This is a genomic window from Curtobacterium sp. MCLR17_043, from assembly GCF_003224215.1.
GTDB classification, from domain to species: Bacteria; Actinomycetota; Actinomycetes; order Actinomycetales; family Microbacteriaceae; genus Curtobacterium; species Curtobacterium flaccumfaciens.
In genome coordinates, this window is record NZ_QKLH01000007.1 from 79,757 (window position 1) to 98,784 (window position 19,028).

The following is a 19,028-nucleotide window of genomic DNA, read 5'->3' on the forward strand; positions in this document are numbered from 1 at the left end:
GGTGGTCACCGACACGACGCGCTGCCCCTGCCTGAGCGGCAACCCCTACGGGGAGTGCTGCGGCCCCCTGCACGCCGGGGCCGTGGCGCCGACCGCGGAACGGCTCATGCGCTCCCGCTTCAGCGCCTTCGCGCTGGGCCTGCCGGAGTACCTGCTGCTCACCTGGCATCCGCGCACCCGCCCCGCGGGTCTCGAGTTGGACCCGACCCAGCGCTGGACCCGGTTGGACGTGCTGACGACCACCTCGGGAGGCCCGTTCGACTCCCACGGCACCGTCACGTTCCGCGCGTGGTGGCGATCCGACGACGACCGCGGCACGCTCGAGGAGACGAGCGACTTCGTCCGCGAGCAGGGGCGATGGTTCTACGTGGACGGCGTGGTCGCCTGACCCACGTCGTCGTCGTTGTCGTTGTCGTCGACGCCGGGGCTAGCTGCTGATGACGGCGGGCAGGTCGACCGCGGTGCGCATCGCCCGGCGGACCCCGGCCTCGTCGGGGAGCAGCTCGTCCTCGTCACCGGTCAGGAAGAACCGGATCTGCCCGATCGCCTGCTCGGTGAGCATGTCGAGGCCGTTCAGCACGCGGCCCCCGGCGTCGGTCCAGCGGCTGGCGACCACGGTGGGCCACGGTTCGTAGGCGACGTCGAACAGCACGGCGTCCGGCCCCGACGGACGGAACTCGAGCGGGTCGGCGGCACCACCCGGCAGCGTCGAGAGGACGAACCCGTGGTGCGTGCCGGCGACTTCGGTCAGGGGATGCACCTCGAGCGTCACCCCGAGCCGGACGGCCAGGTCGACCAGCGCGCGGGTCTTCGCGGTGTCGCGGACGAACACCCGGACGAGCGATGCCCCGAGCCGGACGGCAGCGGTCAGGGCGCTCGCCGCGGTGGCTCCGCCGCCCAGGATCGTGGCCTCGCCGGGCAGGTGTCCGAGTGCCTCGACCGGGCGGACGAGCCCCTGCACGTCGGTGTTCGCGCCGGCTCGGACGATCGTGGAGCCCTCGTGGCGGAACGCGACCGTGTTGGCGACCCCGAGCTCGTCGACGAGCGGGGTGGTGCGGTCGAGCAGCGGCAGCACCTCGCGCTTGAGCGGCATCGTGAGACTCAGCCCACGCCATTCCGGACCCAGCCCCGCGACGAACGCGGCGAGCTCGCCGGACGCGACCTCGTGCCTCCCGTAGGTGAAGGGCAGGTCGAGCGCATCGTAGGCCGCAGCGTGGAGCGTGGGCGAGAGCGAGTGCGCGATGGGGGAGCCGAGCACCGCGAGGTGCGTGCGGCCTGGATCGGTGAACGCCACGGTCACCCAGCCTAGCCAGCCGTTTTCCTGAGCACCCCGTTAGGTTAGGCTACCCTTCGTGAACCGTTCTCCCTTGCGTCTCCGACGCGTGCTCGCCGCAGCCGGCGCCGTCGTCGCAGCGTCCCTCGTCCTCGCCGGCTGCGCGTCCGGCTCCGGCTCCTCGACCGACTCGGCGTCGTCGGGGTCGTCCGACGCCGCGTTCCCGGTCTCGATCACGACCGGCCTCGGCACCACCACCATCGAGTCGGCACCGAAGCGCGTCGTCGCGCTCGGGTGGGGCGACGCCGAGACCGCGCTCGAGCTCGGTGTCCAGCCGGTCGGTGCGAGCGACTGGCTCGCGTTCGGCGGTGACGGTGTCGGTCCGTGGCTCAAGGGTGCGTACGACAAGTCCCCGAAGATCATCCAGACGCTCGAGCCGAGCTACGAGGACATCCTCAAGCTCAACCCCGACGTGATCCTCGACGTGAAGTCCTCGGGTGACAAGGAGCGGTACGACAAGCTCTCCGCGATCGCGCCGACCGTGGCGATCCCGAAGGGCGGCGCGAACTACCTCGCGTCGACCGAGCAGCAGACGACCATGATCGCGAAGGCGCTCGGCAAGGAGTCCGAGGGCAAGAAGCTGCTCTCCGGCCTCGACGACGCCTACGCCGCAGCACGCAAGGCGCACCCGGACTTCGAGGGCAAGACGGCCGTCGTCGGTGCCTACAGTTCCGAGGGCTTCGGGGCGTACGCCTCCACGGACAGCCGTTCGACCTTCATGCGGAACCTCGGCTTCGAGATCCCGAAGGCCATCGACGAGCAGGCCGGCAAGGAGTTCTCCGTGCACCTGTCCGACGAGAACCTCGACCTGCTCGACGCCGACCTGACGCTGATCCTGCCGATCTACGTCGATGCGTCGGAGGCCTCGTCGAACAAGCTGTTCCAGAAGGTGCCGTCGGTCGAGGCCGGACACTCGATCGTCTTCGACGACAAGGACGTCTCGTCGGCGTTCTCGATGGGCACCACGGCTGCGATCGAGTGGGCGCTCGACAAGCTGCCGGCGCAGTTCGAGGAGAAGCTCGGCTAGAGCTGGTCTCGACCTTCACGCGAAAGCGACAGGGTGCCGCCGATGTTCGGTGGCACCCTGTCGCTTTCGCAGTTCGGGGGAGGAGCGCGGGGCTAGACGCCGACGGTCGAGCCCAGCAGCGCGAAGAGCAGCGCGATCAGGGGGAGCGTGCCCTGCTTGAAGGCGGAGTTGACGTACTTGCGACCTGAGCCGATCAGGATCACCGCGGCACCGAGCATGCTCGCGGTCGAGAACACCACGAGGGTCCAGCCGCTCACGGTGTTGCCGGCCAGCACGAGCACGACGCCGAGGATCGCCCCGATCGCCAGGAACAGGTTGTAGAAGCCCTGGTTGAAGGCGAGCGAGCGGGTCGCCACGGCTTCGGTCTCGGAAGCGATGCCGAAGATCCGGCGCGCTTGCGGACTGGTCCAGATGACCGATTCGAGGAAGAAGATGTACACGTGGATGAGGCCCGCGAGGACCGCACAGACACCCGAGATCACCAGCAGGACCGACATGTGCACATTCTCGCAGCAGCGGGCCGGGTTCCGCTGCACGTCCGCCAGTAGGCTCGGACCATGAACGACGACGTCACCCTGCCCGAGGCCGACGCGAGCGCCGTCGCCGAACTGCGGAGCATCCGGCAGAGCATCGACAACATCGACGCCGCCGTGATCCACATGCTCGCGGAGCGCTTCAAGTACACGCAGCGCGTGGGGCACCTGAAGGCCGAGTCGGGCATGCCGGCCGCCGACCCGGACCGCGAACGGATCCAGGTCGCACGGCTCCGGTCGCTCGCCGCCGACTCCCACCTCGACCCTGCCTTCGCCGAGAAGTTCCTCAACTTCATCGTCGCCGAGGTCATCCACCACCACGAGCGCATCGCGGGCCGCGACGAATGAGCGCCGAGCTGCCGTCGCTGCTCATCGGGTCGTACACGGCGACCGGCGGCGGGAACGCCACGGGCATCTCGCTGGTCGACGCCGGACCGGTCGGAGCCGTCCCCGCAGCCCGGACCGTCGCGGTCCTCGACGACCCCTCGTTCCTGGCGGTCTCGGGTGATCGGGTCTACGCGGTCTCCGAGACGAACGACGGCGCCGTGTCGGCCTTCCGGCTGCAAGGTGGCGCACTCGAGCACCTGTGGGACGCCCCCGCCGGCGGAGACGCCCCGTGCCACGTGCGGGTCGACCCCTCGGGCGCGCTCGTCGTCACGAACTACGTCTCCGGTACGGTCACGGCGATCTCCCTCGCCCCGGCCGAGTCGCACGCCGCCTCGGTGACCGCCAGCGACGGCGTGGTGCTGCACGGGGACGCCGACCAGCGCTCCGTGCCGGCCGAGGCCGTCGCGGTCGCCGTGCTGCCCGACGCCACGGGTCCTGACGACGACCGCCAGGACGGCCCGCACGCCCACCAGTCGATCGCCACCTCGGACGGCACGGTGCTCGTCGCCGACCTCGGCGGCGATGCCCTGCACGAGTTCCGCGTCACGGTGTCGGCCGACGGGGTCCCTGCTGTCGAGGCACTCCGCGTGCACCACGTCGCACCGGGGGCCGGCCCGAGGCACATGGCCTGGATCGACGGTGACCTGCTCGTCGCCGGTGAGCTCGACGGGCGTGTGCACCGCCTGCGCCGCGACGACTCCGGGTCGTTCGTGACGATCGCTGCCGTGCCCACGTTCGACGGTGCGGTGGGGGAGTCGCTGCTCAGTCACATCGAGGTCGACGAGGCCGGTCGCGTGTACGTGGCGGTGCGCGGGCGTGACCTGCTCGTGGTGCTCGACGCGCGTGACGGCGGGCTCGCCGTCGTCGGGTCGGTGTCCTGCGGTGGGGTCTGGCCGCGGCACTTCGCGCGGGTGCCCGGGTTCGTCCTGGTGGCGAACCAGATGTCCGACGCCGTCGCCGTGCTGCCGCTCGACGCCGAGGGCATGCCCGGTGAAGCCGTCGCGCAGATCCCGGTCGGCACCCCGACCTGCGTCGTCCCGCTCTGACGCCGGCGTGTTCGTGCCCGCGTGACGCCGGCGTGTTCGTGTGACGCCCCGAAGTCGTCGAGACGCCCCCGAATTCGGCGGCGTCTCGACGACACCGCGGCGTGCGATCGATACGCCGGCGTGTTCGGAGCCGCAGCGCGCTAGAACTCGATCAGGTTCTCGAACGGGCGACCCTCGGCCAACGCGGCGACCTGCTTGCGCATCAGCTCGATCGACCGCGGCACGCTCAGGTCGGTGTTGCCGCCGACGTGCGGGGTGAGCACGGTGTTCGGCGTCGTCCAGAGCGGGTGTCCGGCGGGCAGGGGCTCCGGGTCGGTGACGTCGAGGGCCGCGAACAGCCGCTCCGACCGCAGCTCGGCGACCAGGGCGTCGGTGTCCACGACCTTGCCGCGCGCCACGTTCACCACGAGGGCGTCGTCCGGCAGCGCCGCGAGCAGCTCCGCGTCGACCAGCCGTTCGGTCTCGGCGGTGAGCGGCGCGATGAGCACGAGGACGTCGGTCGTCGGAGCCAGACCGGGCAGCTCACCGAACGCGTGCACCTGCCTGCCGTCCTGCTCGCGAGCGGTCCGGGCGACCACGGTCACCTCGGTGCGGAATGCCTCGAAGCGGGTGGCGATCGCGGACCCGATCGCCCCGTAGCCGACGACGGTCACCCGACGGTCGGCGAGCGATCGGGTCTCACGGGAGTCCCAGACGCCGTTGGCACGGTCGACCTGGAACGCCGAGATCTCACGGAGCGACGTCAGCGCGAGGCCGACCGCGAGCTCGGCGGTCTCGTCGTCGTGGATGCCCCGACCGTTCGCCAGCTGCGCGTGACCGGGCACGTGCGGGACGGCGTGCTCGTACCCGGCGCTCGGCAGCTGCAGCAGCTGGAGCTCGGGCAGGTCGTGCACGAACTGCCAGCGGTGCCGCCCCTCGAAGTAGAACGGCAGGAACGTGATCGCGACGTCGTCCGGGCGACCGTACGGCGACTCGACGTCCCAGACGTCCAGCTCGATGCCGTCCGGCACGGGGCCGAACCGGTCGACGAGCTCGGCGAAGGGCAGGGTGACGATCGGCATCCGCGACCCGGGCCTAGGCGTCGGTGCGCGGCGAGAAGGCACCGTCGGAGTCGAGCGGCCCGCGGCCGACGTACCCCTCGGTGACGTCCTCGACGATCACGTCGCCGAAGCGGGCCGGCAGCGTCGCGGCGTGGGTGCCGCGCAGCTCGTCGACCGTGGCCTCGAACGCGCCCTGGACCTCGAGCGTGTTCGACGTTGCGTCGGTCACGCCGATGCGCAGCACCGGGAAGCCCCGGCCGTCGCACATGCCCTGGAACCGCACGTCGTCCTCGCGGCGGACGGTGACGATGACGCGACCGGTCGACTCGGAGAACAGCGCCGTCGCGGTGTCGATGCCGTCGCGGGTCTCGAGCTCGTCGAGGACCACGCGGGCGCCGATGCCGAAGCGGAGCACGGACTCGGCGAGCGACTGGCCGAGGCCGCCGTCCGCCAGGTCGTGCGCGCTGGTGAGCAGCTGCTCGCCGGACGCCGCGTACAGCAGCTCGGCGAGGGCCTTCTCGCGCTCGAGGTCGACCGCCGGCGGACGCCCGCCCAGGTGGCCGTGCACGGTGCCGGCCCACGCGGAGCCGTCGAGCTCGAGGCTCGTGGTGCCGAGCAGGTAGATGTTGTGGCCGTCGTCCTGCCACCCGGACGGCACGCGCTTGGCGACGTCGTCGATGATCCCGAGCACTCCGACGACGGGCGTCGGGTGGATGGGGGTCGAGCCGGTCTGGTTGTAGAACGACACGTTGCCGCCGGTGACGGGGATGCCGAGCTCCATGCAGCCGTCGGCCAGGCCCTCGACCGCCTCGGAGAACTGCCACATGACCTCGGGGTTCTCGGGGGAGCCGAAGTTCAGGCAGTCGGTGACGGCCGCGGGGACGGCACCGGTGACGGCGACGTTGCGGTAGGCCTCGGCCAGGGCCAGACGAGCGCCCTGCTTCGGGTCGAGCTGGCAGTAGCGGCCGTTCGCGTCGGTGGCGATGGCGACACCGAGGCCCGTTTCCTCGTCGACGCGGATCATGCCGCCGTCGTCGGGGAAGGACAGCGCGGTGTTGCCGAGCACGTAGGTGTCGTACTGGTTCGTGACCCAGTTCTTCGACGCCAGGTTCGGCGAACCGAGCAGGCTGAGGAACTGTGCCTTCAGCGCGGGGCCGTCGGCCGGGCGGTCGAGCGAGGCAGCGGTGTCGGCCTGCAGCGCGTCGATCCAGGTCGGGTAGGCGACCGGGCGGTCGTAGACCGGGCCGTCGACGGCGACGGTGCGCGGGTCGACGTTCACGATCTCCTGGCCCTGCCAGTCGATGACGAGTCGGCCGGTGCCGGTGACCTCGCCGAGCACGCTGGTCTCGACCTCCCACTTGCCGACGACGCTGAGGAACTCGTCGAGCTTGTCGGGGCGGACGACCGCCATCATGCGCTCCTGGCTCTCCGACATCAGGATCTCTTCGGCGGTGAGCGTGGGGTCGCGGAGCAAGACGTCGTCGAGCGAGATGTGCATGCCGCCGTCACCGTTGCTCGCGAGCTCCGAGGTGGCGCAGGAGATGCCCGCGGCGCCGAGGTCCTGGATGCCCTCGACCAGGTCCTTCTGGAACAGCTCGAGGCAGCACTCGATCAGGACCTTCTCGGCGAAGGGGTCGCCGACCTGCACGGCCGGACGCTTGGTCGGGCCACCCTCGGTGAAGGTGTCGGACGCCAGGATCGACGCGCCGCCGATGCCGTCGCCACCGGTGCGGGCACCGAACAGGACGACCTTGTTGCCGGCACCGGACGCGTTCGCCAGGTGCAGGTCCTCGTGGCGCAGGACGCCGACCGCGAGGGCGTTGACCAGCGGGTTGCCCTGGTACACCGGGTCGAAGTAGGTCTCGCCGCCGATGTTCGGCAGGCCGAGGCAGTTGCCGTAGAACGAGATGCCACCGACGACGCCGTGCACGACGCGTGCGGTGTCCTCGTGGTCGATCGCGCCGAAGCGGAGCTGGTCCATCACGGCGACGGGGCGGGCGCCCATCGAGATGATGTCGCGGACGATGCCGCCGACACCGGTGGCCGCGCCCTGGTACGGCTCGACGTAGGACGGGTGGTTGTGCGACTCGACCTTGAAGGTCACCGCCCAGCCGTTGCCGACGTCGACGACACCGGCGTTCTCGCCCATGCCGACCATCAGGTTCTTCGTCATCTCCGGCGTGACCTTCTTGCCGAACTGACGGAGGTAGTTCTTCGAGGACTTGTAGGAGCAGTGCTCGCTCCACATCACCGAGTACATCGCCAGCTCACCCGAGGTGGGGCGGCGGCCGAGGATCTCCTTGATGCGGGCGTACTCGTCCGGCTTCAGGCCCAGCGCGTCGTACGGCTGCTCCTTGTCGGGGGTGGCTGCCGCGTCCTGCACGGTGTCGGGCTTCGGGCGAACGGGTGTCGTCACGGTGTCGTTGTTCCCTGTCACTTGACGAGCGCGTGCTCGATCACGGAGGTGAAGAAGGTCAGGCCGTCGGTGCCCGAGGCCATCGCAGCGGGGGTGTCCGGGCCGAAACCGGCCTCGGTCGCGTGCTCGGGGTGCGGCATCAGGCCGACGACGTTGCCGCGCTCGTTCGAGACGCCGGCGATGTCGTCGATGGAGCCGTTCGGGTTCACACCGACGTAGCGGAACACGACCTGCCCGTTGTCCTCGATGCGCTTGATGGTGTCGGCGTCCGCGACGAAGCGGCCGTCGGCGTTCTTCAGCGGGATGGTGATCTCCTGCTGGGCGCTGAAGCCGGAGGTCCAGGCGGTCGCGGTGGTCTCGACGCGGAGCTTCTGGTCGCGACGGATGAACTGCTGGTGCGCGTTGCGGGTGTGCGCGCCGGGGACCAGACGGGCCTCGGCCAGCATCTGGAAACCGTTGCAGATGCCGAGCACGGGCATGCCCTTGCCGGCGGCGTCGATGACCTCGGCCATGATCGGGGCCTTCGCGGCGATCGCGCCGGCACGCAGGTAGTCGCCGTACGAGAACCCTCCGGGCAGCACGATGGCGTCGACGCCCTGCAGGTCGTGGTCGCCGTGCCACAGGGCGACGGGGTCGGCGCCGGCGAGACGGACGGCGCGCTGGGCGTCGCGGTCGTCGAGCGAGCCGGGGAACGTGATGACGCCGATGCGCATCCGGGTCACTGGCCTTCGACGGTCACGGACACGACGTCCTCGATGACCGCGTTCGAGAAGACGTCGGCCGCGATGTCGCGGACCTCGGCGAGCTTGGCGTCGTCGACGGGGCCGTCGACGGTCACCTCGAAGCGCTTGCCGATGCGGACGTTGGTCAGGTCGGCCTTGCCGAGGCGGGCCAGGGCGTTGCCCACGGCCTTCCCCTGGGGGTCGAGGATCTCGGCCTTGGGCATGACCTCGACGACGATCGTTGGCACGTGTTCTCTCCAGCACTTCAGGGGTGGGGGGACGTGACCAGTCTACGGGGCGCGCGCGACACGCCGGGACGGCCGCGGGCCTCCAGGACGGCCCTTGCTGTGCGGTTGTTCATGTCTGTTCCAACGCGTATATTCCACTTCGAATAGTCAACAACGAACAAGCGGACTGGAGGCACGTGTGCCGTCGCTCACGCCACTCGCGTTCGCCGCGCTCGGGCTCCTGGCCGAGGGGCCGACGCATCCCTACGAGATGTTCCAGACGATGACGCACCGACGGGATGGCCGGAACGTCAAGGTCCGGCCCGGCACCCTGTACCACCAGGTCGGCCGCCTGGTGGAGCTCGGCCTCGCCGAGGTCGTGGGGACCGACCGGGCGGGCAACCGTCCGGAACGCACCACCTACGCCATCACGGACGACGGGTGGACGGCCCTGCACGAGGGGCTCGTCCGGCTGATCGCCGAACCGGCCGAGGAGTACCCCGTCTTCCACCTGGCCGTCGCCGAGATCGAGAACCTGTCGGTCGACGAGGCCGAGTCCGCCCTCCGTGCGCGGGTCACCGCACTCCGGACCCAGCGCGACGAGGCGGACGAGATCCTCGGGATCGTCCGAGCGAAGGACCTGCCCGAGCGGTACTGGCTCGACGTGTCGTACGTGCGTGCCATGCTCACGACGCAGATCGAGTGGCTCGCCGCCACGGCCGACCGGATCGCCGCCGGCCACATCTCCTGGGACGCCCCTGCCGCGTCCGCAGACACCACCACGAACAGCAAGGAAACCACTCGATGACCACCGTCACGCCTCCGCGGACGACCGAGAAGAAGCCGTGGCCTGCCCTGTGGGCACTCGTCGTCGGGTTCTTCATGATCCTCGTCGACTCGACCATCGTGTCGGTCGCCACCCCCACCATCGCCCAGAAGCTCGACGCGGACATCAACTCCGTGATCTGGGTGACGAGCGCCTACCTGCTCGCCTACGCCGTGCCGCTGCTCATCACCGGCCGGCTCGGTGACCGCTTCGGCCCGAAGGTCATGTACCAGATCGGCCTCGTGGTCTTCACGCTCGCCAGCCTGTGGTGCGGCCTGGCCGGCTCGATCGAGGTGCTGATCGTCGCCCGCGTCGTGCAGGGTCTCGGCGCCGCGATGATGAGCCCGCAGACCATGTCGGTCATCACGCGCATCTTCCCGCCGCAGAACCGCGGCGCGGCCATGGGCCTCTGGGGCGCCGTCGCCGGTGTCGCGTCGCTCGTCGGCCCGATCGTGGGCGGCCTGCTCGTCGACGGCTTCGGCTGGGAGTGGATCTTCTTCGTGAACGTGCCCGTCGGTGTCGTCGCGTTCGTGCTCGCGCAGCGCTTCGTGCCGTCGTTCGAGCGGCACGGACACCGCTTCGACTACCTCGGCATCTTCCTGTCGGCAGCGGGCCTGTTCCTGCTCGTCTTCGGCATCCAGGAGGGCGAGACCTACGACTGGGGCATCATCGCCGGCCCGATCTCGGTGTGGTCGCTCATCATCGTCGGCCTCGTGGTGCTCGCCGGCTTCGTCGTCTGGCAGGGCGTGCAGAAGGGCGAGCCGCTGCTGCCGCTCGGCCTGTTCAAGGACCGCAACTTCACGCTGGCCAACGTCGCCATCACGGCCGTCGGTGTCGCGATCGCCTCGTTCGCGCTGCCGATCATGCTGTGGGCCCAGGACGTCCTGCGCTTCTCGCCGACCCAGGCCGCACTGCTCCTCGTGCCGCAGGCCGTGCTGTCCGCCGCGCTCGCGCCGATCGTCGGCAAGAACCTGAACCGCTGGAACCCGCGCTGGGTCGCCTCGTTCGGGCTCGCCTGCTTCTCGGTCGGCCTGTTCTGGTTCGGCGCCCTGCTGTCGAGCGGTGCCGAGTGGGGCTGGGTGCTCCTGCCGAGCGCGCTCCTCGGCCTCGCCAACGCCTGCATGTGGGGACCGCTGTCCGTCTCGGCGACGCGCAACCTGCCGCCGAAGCTGGCCGGTGCCGGCTCGGGCGTCTACAACACCACGCGCCAGATCGGTGCGGTGCTCGGTTCCGCCGGCATCGCCGCCCTGATGGAGGCCCGGATCACCGCGAACTTCCCGGCGTCGTCCGGTGGGGCCACGGCCGGTGGCGCCGAGCAGCAGGTCGGCGCGCTGCCGGGCTTCCTGCTCGAGCCGTTCTCCAAGGCCATGGGTGAGTCGCTCTACCTGCCGGCGATCGTGCTGATCGTGGCCATCGTCGCGGCACTGTTCCTGGCGAAGCCGAAGCAGACCGTCGCGTGGCAGCAGACCGGCTCGGTCACCACGCAGCCCGACGCCGCGCCCGCGGGGGCCCCGTCGAAGTAGGGCACGAGCGCGCTTCGTGAGCAGGAATGGTCGGGTCGCCTTCGGGCACCTGACCATTGCTGCTCACGAAGTGTCAGCCGCGGCGCTGCAGGTGCGCTCGGGTCAGCTCGTCCATCTGTTCGTCGGTCAGGGCGTCGACGGCCCGGGCCTCGCGGCGGTCGGTCCGCTGCCACCGGATGAACAGGGCGACGAGCACGGGGATGTCCGCCACCTCGGCGATGAACCACAGCAGGTCGCCCGCCAGGTGCTGGTCCTGCAGCGGCGACGGGTACCAGGCCCGCCCGACCACCGGCACGATCGACCCGTCGAGCACGTGGTTCGTGATCCGCAGCACGATGCCGGGCACCGCGTCGACGACGAGCTCGACGAACGCCAGCAGGAACTCGGCCGTGGCGAACGTCGACGAGACGAGCACCCCGACCTCGGACAGGGGCGCGAGCAGGCCGAACCCGAGCGCCGGCACGGCCACGGTGATGACAGCCGCCCATGCGGGGGACTCCCGGATCACCGCCGAGAACGGGGTGAGCAGGACGGCGAACAGCGCGAGCGCGACCAGCGGCGCGACGATCGCGTTGCCGAGCAGGCGCACCGGGCGTGACCCCATGACCGCGTCGGCGACCTGCGCGAGGCGACCCGGGCCTCCGATCCGGAGCAGTGCGACGGGCGCACCGAGCGCGGCGAAGGTGGGGACCGCGAAGAACAGCAGGGCGGCCCGCAGGACGAACGCCCAGCGCAACCGCTCGTCGTCGACGCCGACGATGCCGAACTGCAGGACGCCGAACAACACGAGCGCCGTGACGAAGGCGAGCGTGCGCCACCACGGCCACCGGGCACCCCGTCGGACCGCTCCGACGACCCAGCGGCCGTAGGCGAGCGCGGCGACGACGAGGAGCACCGCCGCCAGGGGGTCGAACCGCCAGGTGCTCCAGAAATCGGGTGTCGACGGCGTGGGGAGCCTCCTGGGGATCAGGCGGACTCGTCCTTCGCGCCGCCGGAACCATCCTCCGTCCGCCCGACGGCCACCGGGGGTCCGTCGTGGCCCCGCGACGGTGAGAACCGGTTCAGATCCGGGCGACCCCGGGTGCCGGGACGGTCCGTGACAGCAGCCAGACGCCCACCGGCACGGCCACGGCGCCGACGAGCGCGACGCCGAACGACAGGTGCAGCTGCATCACGAGGAACGCCGGGCCGATCGTGCAGAGGGCGGCGACCGCGACGACCGGCCACGACGGCCGGTCGGCCGACGGCAGCAGCCGGGGGAGCGGCCGATCGAACCAGCGCAGGGCCCGGGCCACCCCGATCGCGACGGCGAGCACCACCACGAGTGCGACGATGCGCGACGCCCACCACGGACCGGAGCCCGGCGCCGGGAACGGCACCCCGACGAGCAGGGCGATGCCGTTCAGTGCGATGAACAGCGGCAGGTGCCACAGGTAGATGGTCATGCCGTCGCGGCCGAGGACGAACACGGCCCCGAGGGCGGCCCGCGTGCGCATCAGCCGGGTGAGCGGCGCGTGCACGAGCTGGACCAGGCAGGCCTGCGCGATCGCCAGGAACGCCAGCGGGAGCATCGGCGGGTTGAGGTCCTGCAGCATGTCCGGTGCCCAGAGCCCGACCGAGGTCATCGGCACGAGCACGGCGTACGCGGCGACGGCGATGCCGAGCAGGAGCACCTTCGACCGGCGAGCGAACCAGCCGTCGGCCCAGAGGAACCCGAGCTGCTGCGCGAAGAGCCACACCGGCCCGAGGTTGAGCAGCCCGACCTCGGCGACCCCGGTGGCCAGGCGGACGGCGTCGACCGCCCCGGCGAGCACGAGCAGCACGGCGAGGGTGGCCCACGGTGCTCGCTCGTGCAGGCGCATCATCACGGGGACGCAGCACTGGGTGATGCCGTAGGCCGCGAGGAACCAGAGGGGCGAACCGATGCCGAACGCGACTTCGGCCAGCAGCTCCGGCGGCGTGCCCGCGGCCGTGGCGACCCCGAGTCCGAGCGCGAGGAACACGAACAGCGGCACCCCGGGCCGGAACAGCCGCACCAGGCGGGTGGCCAGGGAGTCGCGGGCGGGGCTCGGCGCACCACGGGCGACGGTGCTGCGCCAGCCGACGGCACTCGCGAACCCGCCGACCACGAAGAACAGCGGCATCACCTGCCCGACCCAGGTGGCGGCGACGTACCAGGGGAGTTCCTGCAGCGGGCTCGTGACCCGCACCCCCTGGTCATCGGCGGCGACGCCGACCATCGTGATGTGCACGATGACGACGAGGACGACGCAGGCCGTCCGGATGAGGTCGACGACCAGGTCCCGCTTCGCGATGATCCCCCGGACGTCCGCGGTGCTGTTCGCCTGTTCAGGCAGACCCTGGCTCGTGGACATGTCCGGACGTTAGCGTGCGGAACGGTCGGTCCAGTGTCGTCCCAGCTGATCGCGACCGGATCGTGACACTTCGTATTCCGGTGGCGGCATGCGTCACCTCGCTGGTCGGCAGCAGAAGCTCGTGTACAGTGAACGCGTTGTCTTGATTCCTGCAAAAGAAAGGCTCAGCATGGACGCCGACGCCGATCTGCTCCGTTCCTCGGGGCTCCGGGTCACGACCCCGCGACTCGCGGTGCTCCGAGCGACCGACTCGATGCCGCACGCCACCGCGGACGACATCGTCACCGCGCTCGCCGTGGAGCTGCCGACCACCAGTCACCAGGCCGTCTACGGCGTGCTGAACGCCCTGACCGGCGTCGGGCTCGTCCGCCGCATCGAACCGGCCGGCAGCCCTGCGCGCTACGAGCGCCGCACCGGTGACAACCACCACCACATCGTCTGCACCCTGTGCGGCGCGATCGAGGACGTCGACTGTGCGGTCGGCCACTCGCCCTGCCTGACGCCGTCCGAGACCCACGGCTTCGCGGTCACCACCGCCGAGGTCACCTACTGGGGCATCTGCGAACGCTGCGCAGCGGCAGAGCGCGACGGGGCAGAGCACGACGACGCAGAGCGCGATCACCCAGACGCGCCCGGCGCGAACGCGCAGGCCCCCGGAGCCCCCACGCCCGCCTGACGGCGACCGCCCACCGCACCGACCGCACGACGCGCCGGACTCCGAACCACCCGAGCACCCCTGACCGAACCAACGTCCCACCTCCAGGAGGAACCGTGTCCGACCAGAACACGCCGACCGGCACCCCGACCACCACGACCAACAGCGGCGCACCCGTCTCGAGCGACGAGCACTCGATGGGCGTCGGGGCCGACGGCCCCCTCGCGCTGCACGACCACTACCTGGTCGAGAAGCTCGCCCAGTTCAACCGCGAGCGCATCCCGGAGCGGGTCGTGCACGCCAAGGGTGGCGGCGCCTTCGGTACCTTCACCGTCACGCAGGACGTCTCGCGCTTCACCCGTGCCGCGTTCCTGCAGCCCGGGCAGACCACCGAGATGCTCGCCCGGTTCTCGAGCGTCGCCGGTGAGCAGGGTTCCCCCGACACCTGGCGCGACCCCCGCGGCTTCGCGCTGAAGTTCTACACGTCCGAGGGCAACTACGACCTCGTCGGCAACAACACCCCGGTGTTCTTCATCCGCGACGGCATCAAGTTCCCCGACTTCATCCGCTCGCAGAAGCGACTGCCGGGTTCGCACCTGCGCGACCACGACATGCAGTGGGACTTCTGGACCCTGTCGCCCGAGTCGGCGCACCAGGTCACGTGGCTGATGGGCGACCGCGGCCTGCCGGCGAGCTGGCGTGAGATGGACGGCTTCGGCTCGCACACCTACCAGTGGATCAACGCCGAGGGCGAGCGTTTCTGGGTGAAGTACCACTTCATCACCGAGCAGGGCCACAAGACCCTGACGCAGCAGGATGCGGACCGCATCGCCGGTGAGGACGCGGACTTCCACATCCGTGACCTGCACGCCGCGATCGAGCGTCAGGACTTCCCGCGCTGGACCCTCAAGGTGCAGGTCATGCCCTACGAGGACGCCGCGACCTACCGCTTCAACCCGTTCGACCTGACGAAGGTGTGGCCGCACGCGGACTACCCGCTCATCGAGGTCGGCACGATGGAGCTCAACCGCAACCCGGAGAACTACTTCGCGCAGATCGAGCAGGCGACCTTCGCCCCCTCGAACTTCGTGCCCGGCATCGCGGCGAGCCCCGACAAGATGCTCCTGGCGCGCATCTTCAGCTACGCGGACGCACACCGGTACCGCGTCGGCACGAACCACGCCCAGCTGCCGGTGAACGCCCCGAAGAACGAGGTCCACTCGTACTCGAAGGACGGCGGCATGCGCTTCGACTTCCAGAAGTCCGAGGTGCCGGTGTACGCGCCGAACTCGCTCGGTGGTGCGCACGCCGACCCGAACGCGACCGACGACGCCCCGGGCTGGGAGTCCGACGGTGCACTGCAGCGTTCCGCCGCGACCCTGCACCCGGAGGACGACGACTTCGGCCAGGCCGGCACACTCGTCCGTGAGGTCCTGGACGACGCCGCCCGTGAGCGCCTGGTCGGCAACATCGCCGGCCACGTCTCGAAGGTGACGCGCGACGACCTGCGTGAGCGCGTGTTCGCCTACTGGACGAACGTCGACGCCGACCTGGGTGCGCGCGTGCGCGCCGCGGTCGCGCCGAGCGCGCCGGGCTCCAACGAGGACCCGGAGAAGGTCGCGGTCGAGGCGTAAGCCCCGCTGCACGACCTGACGGACGGGAGGCCCGGTACCAGCTGGTACCGGGCCTCCCGTCCGTTGTCTGAAGCGGGTCTAGACCTGCTGGCCGTTCAGCCAGATGGGCCCGGCGGGCCAGTCCTCGAGCTGCGCTGCCACCGGCAGCGCCATCCAGCCGCCCTGCTCGGTGTTGCTGACGCCGGCGCCCTCGGCGGTGAACGCCGAGAAGGTGCCGACGGCCTCGGGGAACTCGTGCCAGCCGAGCTTCGCGTAGAAGGGGGTGCGGTCCTCGCCGGCCCCGAGGAACCCGAAGGGGACGCGGAGCCCCTCGAGGACCGCCGCGGTCCGGGTCATCAGCTCGCGGCCGACGCCGGTGCCCTGCAGCCGGGGCGACACAGCGACCAGGCCGGTGTCGCCGACCAGGACGTCTTCGCCGCCGACGGAGATGTACATGCGGCGGATGCCGACGTGGGCCAGGACGACCCCGTCGGCGTCGTGCGCGAGTACCCGGCGTTCCGGCTGCATGCCGGACCAGCTCCGGCCGCCCACGTACCAGTGCGACCAGTCGGGGAAGGCCTGCCCGAGCAGCGCTGCGATCGCTTCGTGGTCGGGGAGCGACAGCGTGCTCTCCTCGACCACCTCCCACCGGATGTCGTCAGTCACGGGTCCATCCTGCACGGATGTGGTGGTGGTCGTTGCGTTCTCGTATGAACCGGTAATACGTTAACGGTGACATCCGGGAGATGTCACAACGAAAGGGGAGATCGATGTCGATCAAGAACGTCGTACTGGGTGCGGTCGTGCTGGGGAGTGTCGTGGGCGGTGGGATCGCGGTCGACACCGTGACGGCGCCGGAGGCGAGTGCTGCGACGTGCTGGCGGAAGGTGACGCAGAGCACGGGCTTCAACGAGTCGGGGTGTGGTCGCGCTCAGCACTTCAACCGTCTGCGGAGCGGGACGATGAAGTGGGGGAACGTGGTCGGTGGCAACAAGTGGTCCTACCAGGCTGCCTGCTGGACCAACATCGCCCAGTACGGCATGACCCGGGCCTGACGCGGTGATTCGGAGCAGGCTTCGGGGGGCAACGATCGTCGGGGCGATCGCCGCCGCGTGGCTCGTCGGTTGTGCCCAGGCGGATGCTGCACCCCGGGTCGTCGATCCGTCGGGCTTCTCCGCGGCCGGGCCGTGGGCGGGTGAGTTCGCGGAATCGGCCTCCGACACCAGTTCCTACCAGTGGCAGATCCTCTCGGACGGAACGATCTCGGCGCGGGAGGTCGCAGATGCGCAGTCCCGCATGAGCGCATGCATGCGAGATCTCGGCTACGACTACACGACAGCGGAGGACGGCACTTCCGAAGCCTCGCCGCTCCCCGGGCGGAAGGCTGAAGACGCCACGGCCATGAACGATTCGAAGTCGAAGTGCGCGAAGGACTTCGACAGCGACGTGACCTACCTGTTCAACGAGGTCCGGCGGAACCCGGAGAAGCAGGACGAGGCAACGATCACCGTCCCGTGCCTCCGTGCTGCGAGACTCGTCGACGACACGTACACCGAACGTGAATGGCGCACCCAGAACGACGCCGGGAACTTCTCCTTCTCGCCGTGGGACCCCGCAGCCGTACAGTGTCGGCTGGACCCCCTCGGCCTCTGGCGGCAGTGATGCGCTTCCCGTCTGCCGCACTCCTGGCGCTCGGCGCGATGGTGGTCGCGGCGGCGACGGCCGCCGCCATCGTGGTCGCTGTGCCGGCCGAGGTCCCGGCTGCACTCCGGACGGCGGCCCCCGCGAGCACCGTACGGGTGACCGAGCGGACCGATGCCGATGCACGACAGGTGCAGCTCGCACTCGACACCGGTGCCCCACGGGCGGTCGTGACGTCGCGGAGCGGCACGGTGACGACGTCGACGTGCTCGACCGGGGCACCCGTGCGGAGTGGGGACGTCCTCGCGCGGGTCGACGGGCGGCCGGTGATCGCGCTCGCCAGTGACGAGCCGCTGTGGCGCGACCTCGAGCTCGGCGACCGCGGGGCCGACGTCACGGGGTTGCAGCGGGAACTCACGCGCCTCGGTGCCGGACTGAGCATCGACGGCATCCTCGGTCGGGGCACACTCCGTGCTGCGCAGCAGTTCCTGGTCGACCGAGGTGTCGACCGCGACGACCTGCCCGACGACATCGTGCCGCGGGACCCCTTCGCATGGGTGCCAGCCGCCGAGAACGCCGTCCTGGCGTGCGTGGCCGTCGTCGGGGCCGTGGTCGGCGCCGACGGTGTCCTCGTCGAACTCCCGGCCGAACTCCGCGGCGCGCGCATCGAGGCGCTCCCGGTCGATCCGGCGCCGGGGGAGCGCGTGCTCCGGATCGGGAACGTCGACGTCCCGACCGACGCCGCCGGCGTGGTCTCGTCGCCGACGGCCCTCGCCGCGATCACCGCCCTGCCGGAGTACGCGGCGACGGTCGCTTCGGCGGACGGCGCACCCACCGTGGCCGCGACGTGGACGCTCAGCCGGCCACGAACCGTTCAGGTGGTGCCACCGACGGCCCTCTGGGACCTCGAAGGTGACCGGGCGTGTGTGCAACCGACGACGGGGCGGTCACTCCGTGTCGAGGTGCTCGGATCGGAACTCGGGCAGTCGTTCGTCCGGGTGCCCGGCGGACGAACGCTCGACCGGATCCGGGCTGCGCCGGACCGGTCCAGCTCGTGTCGGTGACGCTCGAGGGCGTCGGGCACGTCTGGCCGAACGGCACCGTGCTGTTCGACGGCGTCGACCGCACCTTCGCCGAGGGGACCGTGACCGCGGTCGTCGGGCCGAGCGGTTCCGGCAAGTCGACGCTGCTCGCGATCCTCGCCGGGATGCTCCGTCCGACGCGCGGTGCCGCCGTCCGTCCGCCGGGCTGTCGGCCGCTCTGGGTCTTCCAGAACCCGTACGGGGTGGCCCGCCGCCGAGTGCTCGACCACGTCGCGCTGCCGGTCGTCGCCCAGGGCGCGGATCGTCGGACCGCAGACGTCCGGGCGCTCGGGGTCCTCGAGCGTTTCGGGCTCGGTTCGCGGGCGCACGCGCGGTTCGCCGAACTGTCCGGTGGTGAGGCGCAACGCCTGATGCTCGCGCGCGCCATCGCCAGCGCCCCGGGTCTGATGCTGGTCGACGAGCCGACGGCGCAACTCGACCGGGCGACCGCGATCGAGGTGAACCGTGGGATCGGTGCGCTCGCCGCGTCGGGGACGGTCGTCGTCGTCGCCACGCACGACGACGCGACCCGTGACGCCTGCGAGGGAGTGCTCGATCTCGGGCGGTACCGATGAGCCTTCG

General features: G+C 70.7%; 21 protein-coding genes. 12 read left to right on the plus strand and 9 right to left on the minus strand.

Annotated features, from left to right (window positions below; genetic code table 11):
- Window position 1: 1 nt before the first annotated feature.
- Window positions 2-388: a YchJ family protein gene (locus DEJ03_RS08570; RefSeq protein WP_110864295.1), complete on the plus strand. Its 387-nt coding sequence runs from the start codon at window positions 2-4 to the stop codon at window positions 386-388.
- 39 nt (window positions 389-427) lie between these two features.
- On the opposite strand, the gene DEJ03_RS08575 is transcribed toward DEJ03_RS08570, so the two are convergent.
- On the minus strand, window positions 428-1,294 hold the full coding sequence (locus tag DEJ03_RS08575; RefSeq protein ID WP_110864384.1) for a shikimate dehydrogenase: 867 nt from the start codon (window positions 1,292-1,294) through the stop codon (window positions 428-430).
- Between the two features lie 58 nt (window positions 1,295-1,352).
- Between DEJ03_RS08575 and DEJ03_RS08580 the strand changes: the two genes are divergently transcribed.
- Entirely contained in the window at window positions 1,353-2,360 is a 1,008-nt protein-coding gene (locus DEJ03_RS08580) for an iron-siderophore ABC transporter substrate-binding protein (RefSeq protein ID WP_071404382.1), read from the plus strand.
- A 92-nt stretch (window positions 2,361-2,452) separates the two neighbouring features.
- Here DEJ03_RS08580 and DEJ03_RS08585 read toward each other — a convergent pair whose 3' ends face one another.
- A complete protein-coding gene (locus DEJ03_RS08585; protein WP_110864297.1) occupies window positions 2,453-2,857 on the minus strand; it encodes a DUF1304 domain-containing protein in 405 nt (134 codons plus the stop codon).
- 60 nt (window positions 2,858-2,917) lie between these two features.
- Between DEJ03_RS08585 and DEJ03_RS08590 the strand changes: the two genes are divergently transcribed.
- Complete coding sequence (locus DEJ03_RS08590) at window positions 2,918-3,241, plus strand: chorismate mutase (protein WP_071404383.1); 324 nt, start codon at window positions 2,918-2,920, stop codon at window positions 3,239-3,241.
- The gene (locus tag DEJ03_RS08595; protein WP_110864298.1) at window positions 3,238-4,326 is read left to right on the plus strand and encodes a beta-propeller fold lactonase family protein; all 1,089 of its coding nucleotides are present in this window, start codon (window positions 3,238-3,240) and stop codon (window positions 4,324-4,326) included. Before DEJ03_RS08590 ends, DEJ03_RS08595 begins: the two co-directional genes overlap by 4 nt.
- Window positions 4,327-4,466: 140 nt before the next feature.
- Here DEJ03_RS08595 and DEJ03_RS08600 read toward each other — a convergent pair whose 3' ends face one another.
- From DEJ03_RS08600 to purS, 4 genes are read right to left on the minus strand one after another with little or no spacing between them, the layout of a single operon-like run.
- Window positions 4,467-5,387, minus strand: coding sequence for a 2-hydroxyacid dehydrogenase (locus DEJ03_RS08600; RefSeq protein WP_110864299.1), 921 nt, complete (start codon window positions 5,385-5,387; stop codon window positions 4,467-4,469).
- A gap of 13 nt (window positions 5,388-5,400) precedes the next feature.
- On the minus strand, window positions 5,401-7,782 hold the full coding sequence (gene purL / locus DEJ03_RS08605) for a phosphoribosylformylglycinamidine synthase subunit PurL (RefSeq protein ID WP_258370675.1): 2,382 nt from the start codon (window positions 7,780-7,782) through the stop codon (window positions 5,401-5,403).
- A 17-nt stretch (window positions 7,783-7,799) separates the two neighbouring features.
- Window positions 7,800-8,495, minus strand: coding sequence for a phosphoribosylformylglycinamidine synthase subunit PurQ (purQ, locus tag DEJ03_RS08610; RefSeq protein ID WP_027465024.1), 696 nt, complete (start codon window positions 8,493-8,495; stop codon window positions 7,800-7,802).
- Window positions 8,496-8,500: 5 nt separating this feature from the next.
- Entirely contained in the window at window positions 8,501-8,752 is a 252-nt protein-coding gene (gene purS, locus DEJ03_RS08615) for a phosphoribosylformylglycinamidine synthase subunit PurS (RefSeq protein ID WP_017886272.1), read from the minus strand.
- 178 nt (window positions 8,753-8,930) lie between these two features.
- Between purS and DEJ03_RS08620 the strand changes: the two genes are divergently transcribed.
- Together DEJ03_RS08620 and DEJ03_RS08625 are read left to right on the plus strand one after the other, a co-directional pair.
- Window positions 8,931-9,539, plus strand: a complete 609-nt coding sequence (locus DEJ03_RS08620; RefSeq protein ID WP_110864301.1) for a PadR family transcriptional regulator — start codon at window positions 8,931-8,933, stop codon at window positions 9,537-9,539.
- On the plus strand, window positions 9,536-11,080 hold the full coding sequence (locus tag DEJ03_RS08625; protein ID WP_110864302.1) for a DHA2 family efflux MFS transporter permease subunit: 1,545 nt from the start codon (window positions 9,536-9,538) through the stop codon (window positions 11,078-11,080). Before DEJ03_RS08620 ends, DEJ03_RS08625 begins: the two co-directional genes overlap by 4 nt.
- 73 nt (window positions 11,081-11,153) lie before the next feature.
- Here the strand turns inward: DEJ03_RS08625 and DEJ03_RS08630 are convergent, their stop codons facing one another.
- Together DEJ03_RS08630 and DEJ03_RS08635 are read right to left on the minus strand one after the other, a co-directional pair.
- A complete protein-coding gene (locus tag DEJ03_RS08630; RefSeq protein ID WP_110864303.1) occupies window positions 11,154-11,975 on the minus strand; it encodes a cytochrome c oxidase assembly protein in 822 nt (273 codons plus the stop codon).
- 166 nt (window positions 11,976-12,141) lie between these two features.
- Entirely contained in the window at window positions 12,142-13,455 is a 1,314-nt protein-coding gene (locus DEJ03_RS08635) for an acyltransferase (RefSeq protein WP_110864304.1), read from the minus strand.
- A gap of 169 nt (window positions 13,456-13,624) precedes the next feature.
- Between DEJ03_RS08635 and DEJ03_RS08640 the strand changes: the two genes are divergently transcribed.
- A complete protein-coding gene (locus DEJ03_RS08640; protein WP_258370676.1) occupies window positions 13,625-14,131 on the plus strand; it encodes a Fur family transcriptional regulator in 507 nt (168 codons plus the stop codon).
- Between the two features lie 95 nt (window positions 14,132-14,226).
- A complete protein-coding gene (locus DEJ03_RS08645; protein WP_110864305.1) occupies window positions 14,227-15,744 on the plus strand; it encodes a catalase in 1,518 nt (505 codons plus the stop codon).
- 78 nt (window positions 15,745-15,822) lie between these two features.
- Here the strand turns inward: DEJ03_RS08645 and DEJ03_RS08650 are convergent, their stop codons facing one another.
- Window positions 15,823-16,389, minus strand: a complete 567-nt coding sequence (locus DEJ03_RS08650; protein ID WP_181422656.1) for a GNAT family N-acetyltransferase — start codon at window positions 16,387-16,389, stop codon at window positions 15,823-15,825.
- Window positions 16,390-16,493: 104 nt separating this feature from the next.
- On the opposite strand from DEJ03_RS08650, the gene DEJ03_RS08655 reads away from it, so the two are divergent.
- Genes DEJ03_RS08655 through DEJ03_RS08670 form a run of 4 tightly spaced genes read left to right on the plus strand, consistent with a single transcriptional unit; the run spans window position 16,494 to window position 19,021 of the window.
- A complete protein-coding gene (locus DEJ03_RS08655) occupies window positions 16,494-16,778 on the plus strand; it encodes a hypothetical protein (protein ID WP_110858837.1) in 285 nt (94 codons plus the stop codon).
- 4 nt (window positions 16,779-16,782) lie between these two features.
- Window positions 16,783-17,385: a hypothetical protein gene (locus DEJ03_RS17915; RefSeq protein WP_110864307.1), complete on the plus strand. Its 603-nt coding sequence runs from the start codon at window positions 16,783-16,785 to the stop codon at window positions 17,383-17,385.
- Entirely contained in the window at window positions 17,385-18,428 is a 1,044-nt protein-coding gene (locus tag DEJ03_RS08665; RefSeq protein ID WP_110864308.1) for a peptidoglycan-binding protein, read from the plus strand. The genes DEJ03_RS17915 and DEJ03_RS08665 overlap by 1 nt, the downstream gene beginning before the upstream one ends.
- On the plus strand, window positions 18,419-19,021 hold the full coding sequence (locus tag DEJ03_RS08670) for an ATP-binding cassette domain-containing protein (RefSeq protein ID WP_110864309.1): 603 nt from the start codon (window positions 18,419-18,421) through the stop codon (window positions 19,019-19,021). Before DEJ03_RS08665 ends, DEJ03_RS08670 begins: the two co-directional genes overlap by 10 nt.
- The last annotated feature ends 7 nt before the right edge of the window (window positions 19,022-19,028 follow it).

Coding starts and splice junctions, on each gene's coding strand:
- DEJ03_RS08585 (WP_110864297.1), bottom strand. CDS start 2,857: ATGTCGGTCCTGCTGGTGATCTCGGGTGTCTGTGCGGTCCTCGCGGGC.
- DEJ03_RS08590 (WP_071404383.1), top strand. CDS start 2,918: ATGAACGACGACGTCACCCTGCCCGAGGCCGACGCGAGCGCCGTCGCC.
- DEJ03_RS08595 (WP_110864298.1), top strand. CDS start 3,238: ATGAGCGCCGAGCTGCCGTCGCTGCTCATCGGGTCGTACACGGCGACC.
- DEJ03_RS08600 (WP_110864299.1), bottom strand. CDS start 5,387: ATGCCGATCGTCACCCTGCCCTTCGCCGAGCTCGTCGACCGGTTCGGC.
- purQ (WP_027465024.1), bottom strand. CDS start 8,495: ATGCGCATCGGCGTCATCACGTTCCCCGGCTCGCTCGACGACCGCGAC.
- DEJ03_RS08625 (WP_110864302.1), top strand. CDS start 9,536: ATGACCACCGTCACGCCTCCGCGGACGACCGAGAAGAAGCCGTGGCCT.
- DEJ03_RS08635 (WP_110864304.1), bottom strand. CDS start 13,455: ATGTCCACGAGCCAGGGTCTGCCTGAACAGGCGAACAGCACCGCGGAC.
- DEJ03_RS08640 (WP_258370676.1), top strand. CDS start 13,625: ATGGACGCCGACGCCGATCTGCTCCGTTCCTCGGGGCTCCGGGTCACG.
- DEJ03_RS08655 (WP_110858837.1), top strand. CDS start 16,494: ATGTCGATCAAGAACGTCGTACTGGGTGCGGTCGTGCTGGGGAGTGTC.
- DEJ03_RS08665 (WP_110864308.1), top strand. CDS start 17,385: ATGCGCTTCCCGTCTGCCGCACTCCTGGCGCTCGGCGCGATGGTGGTC.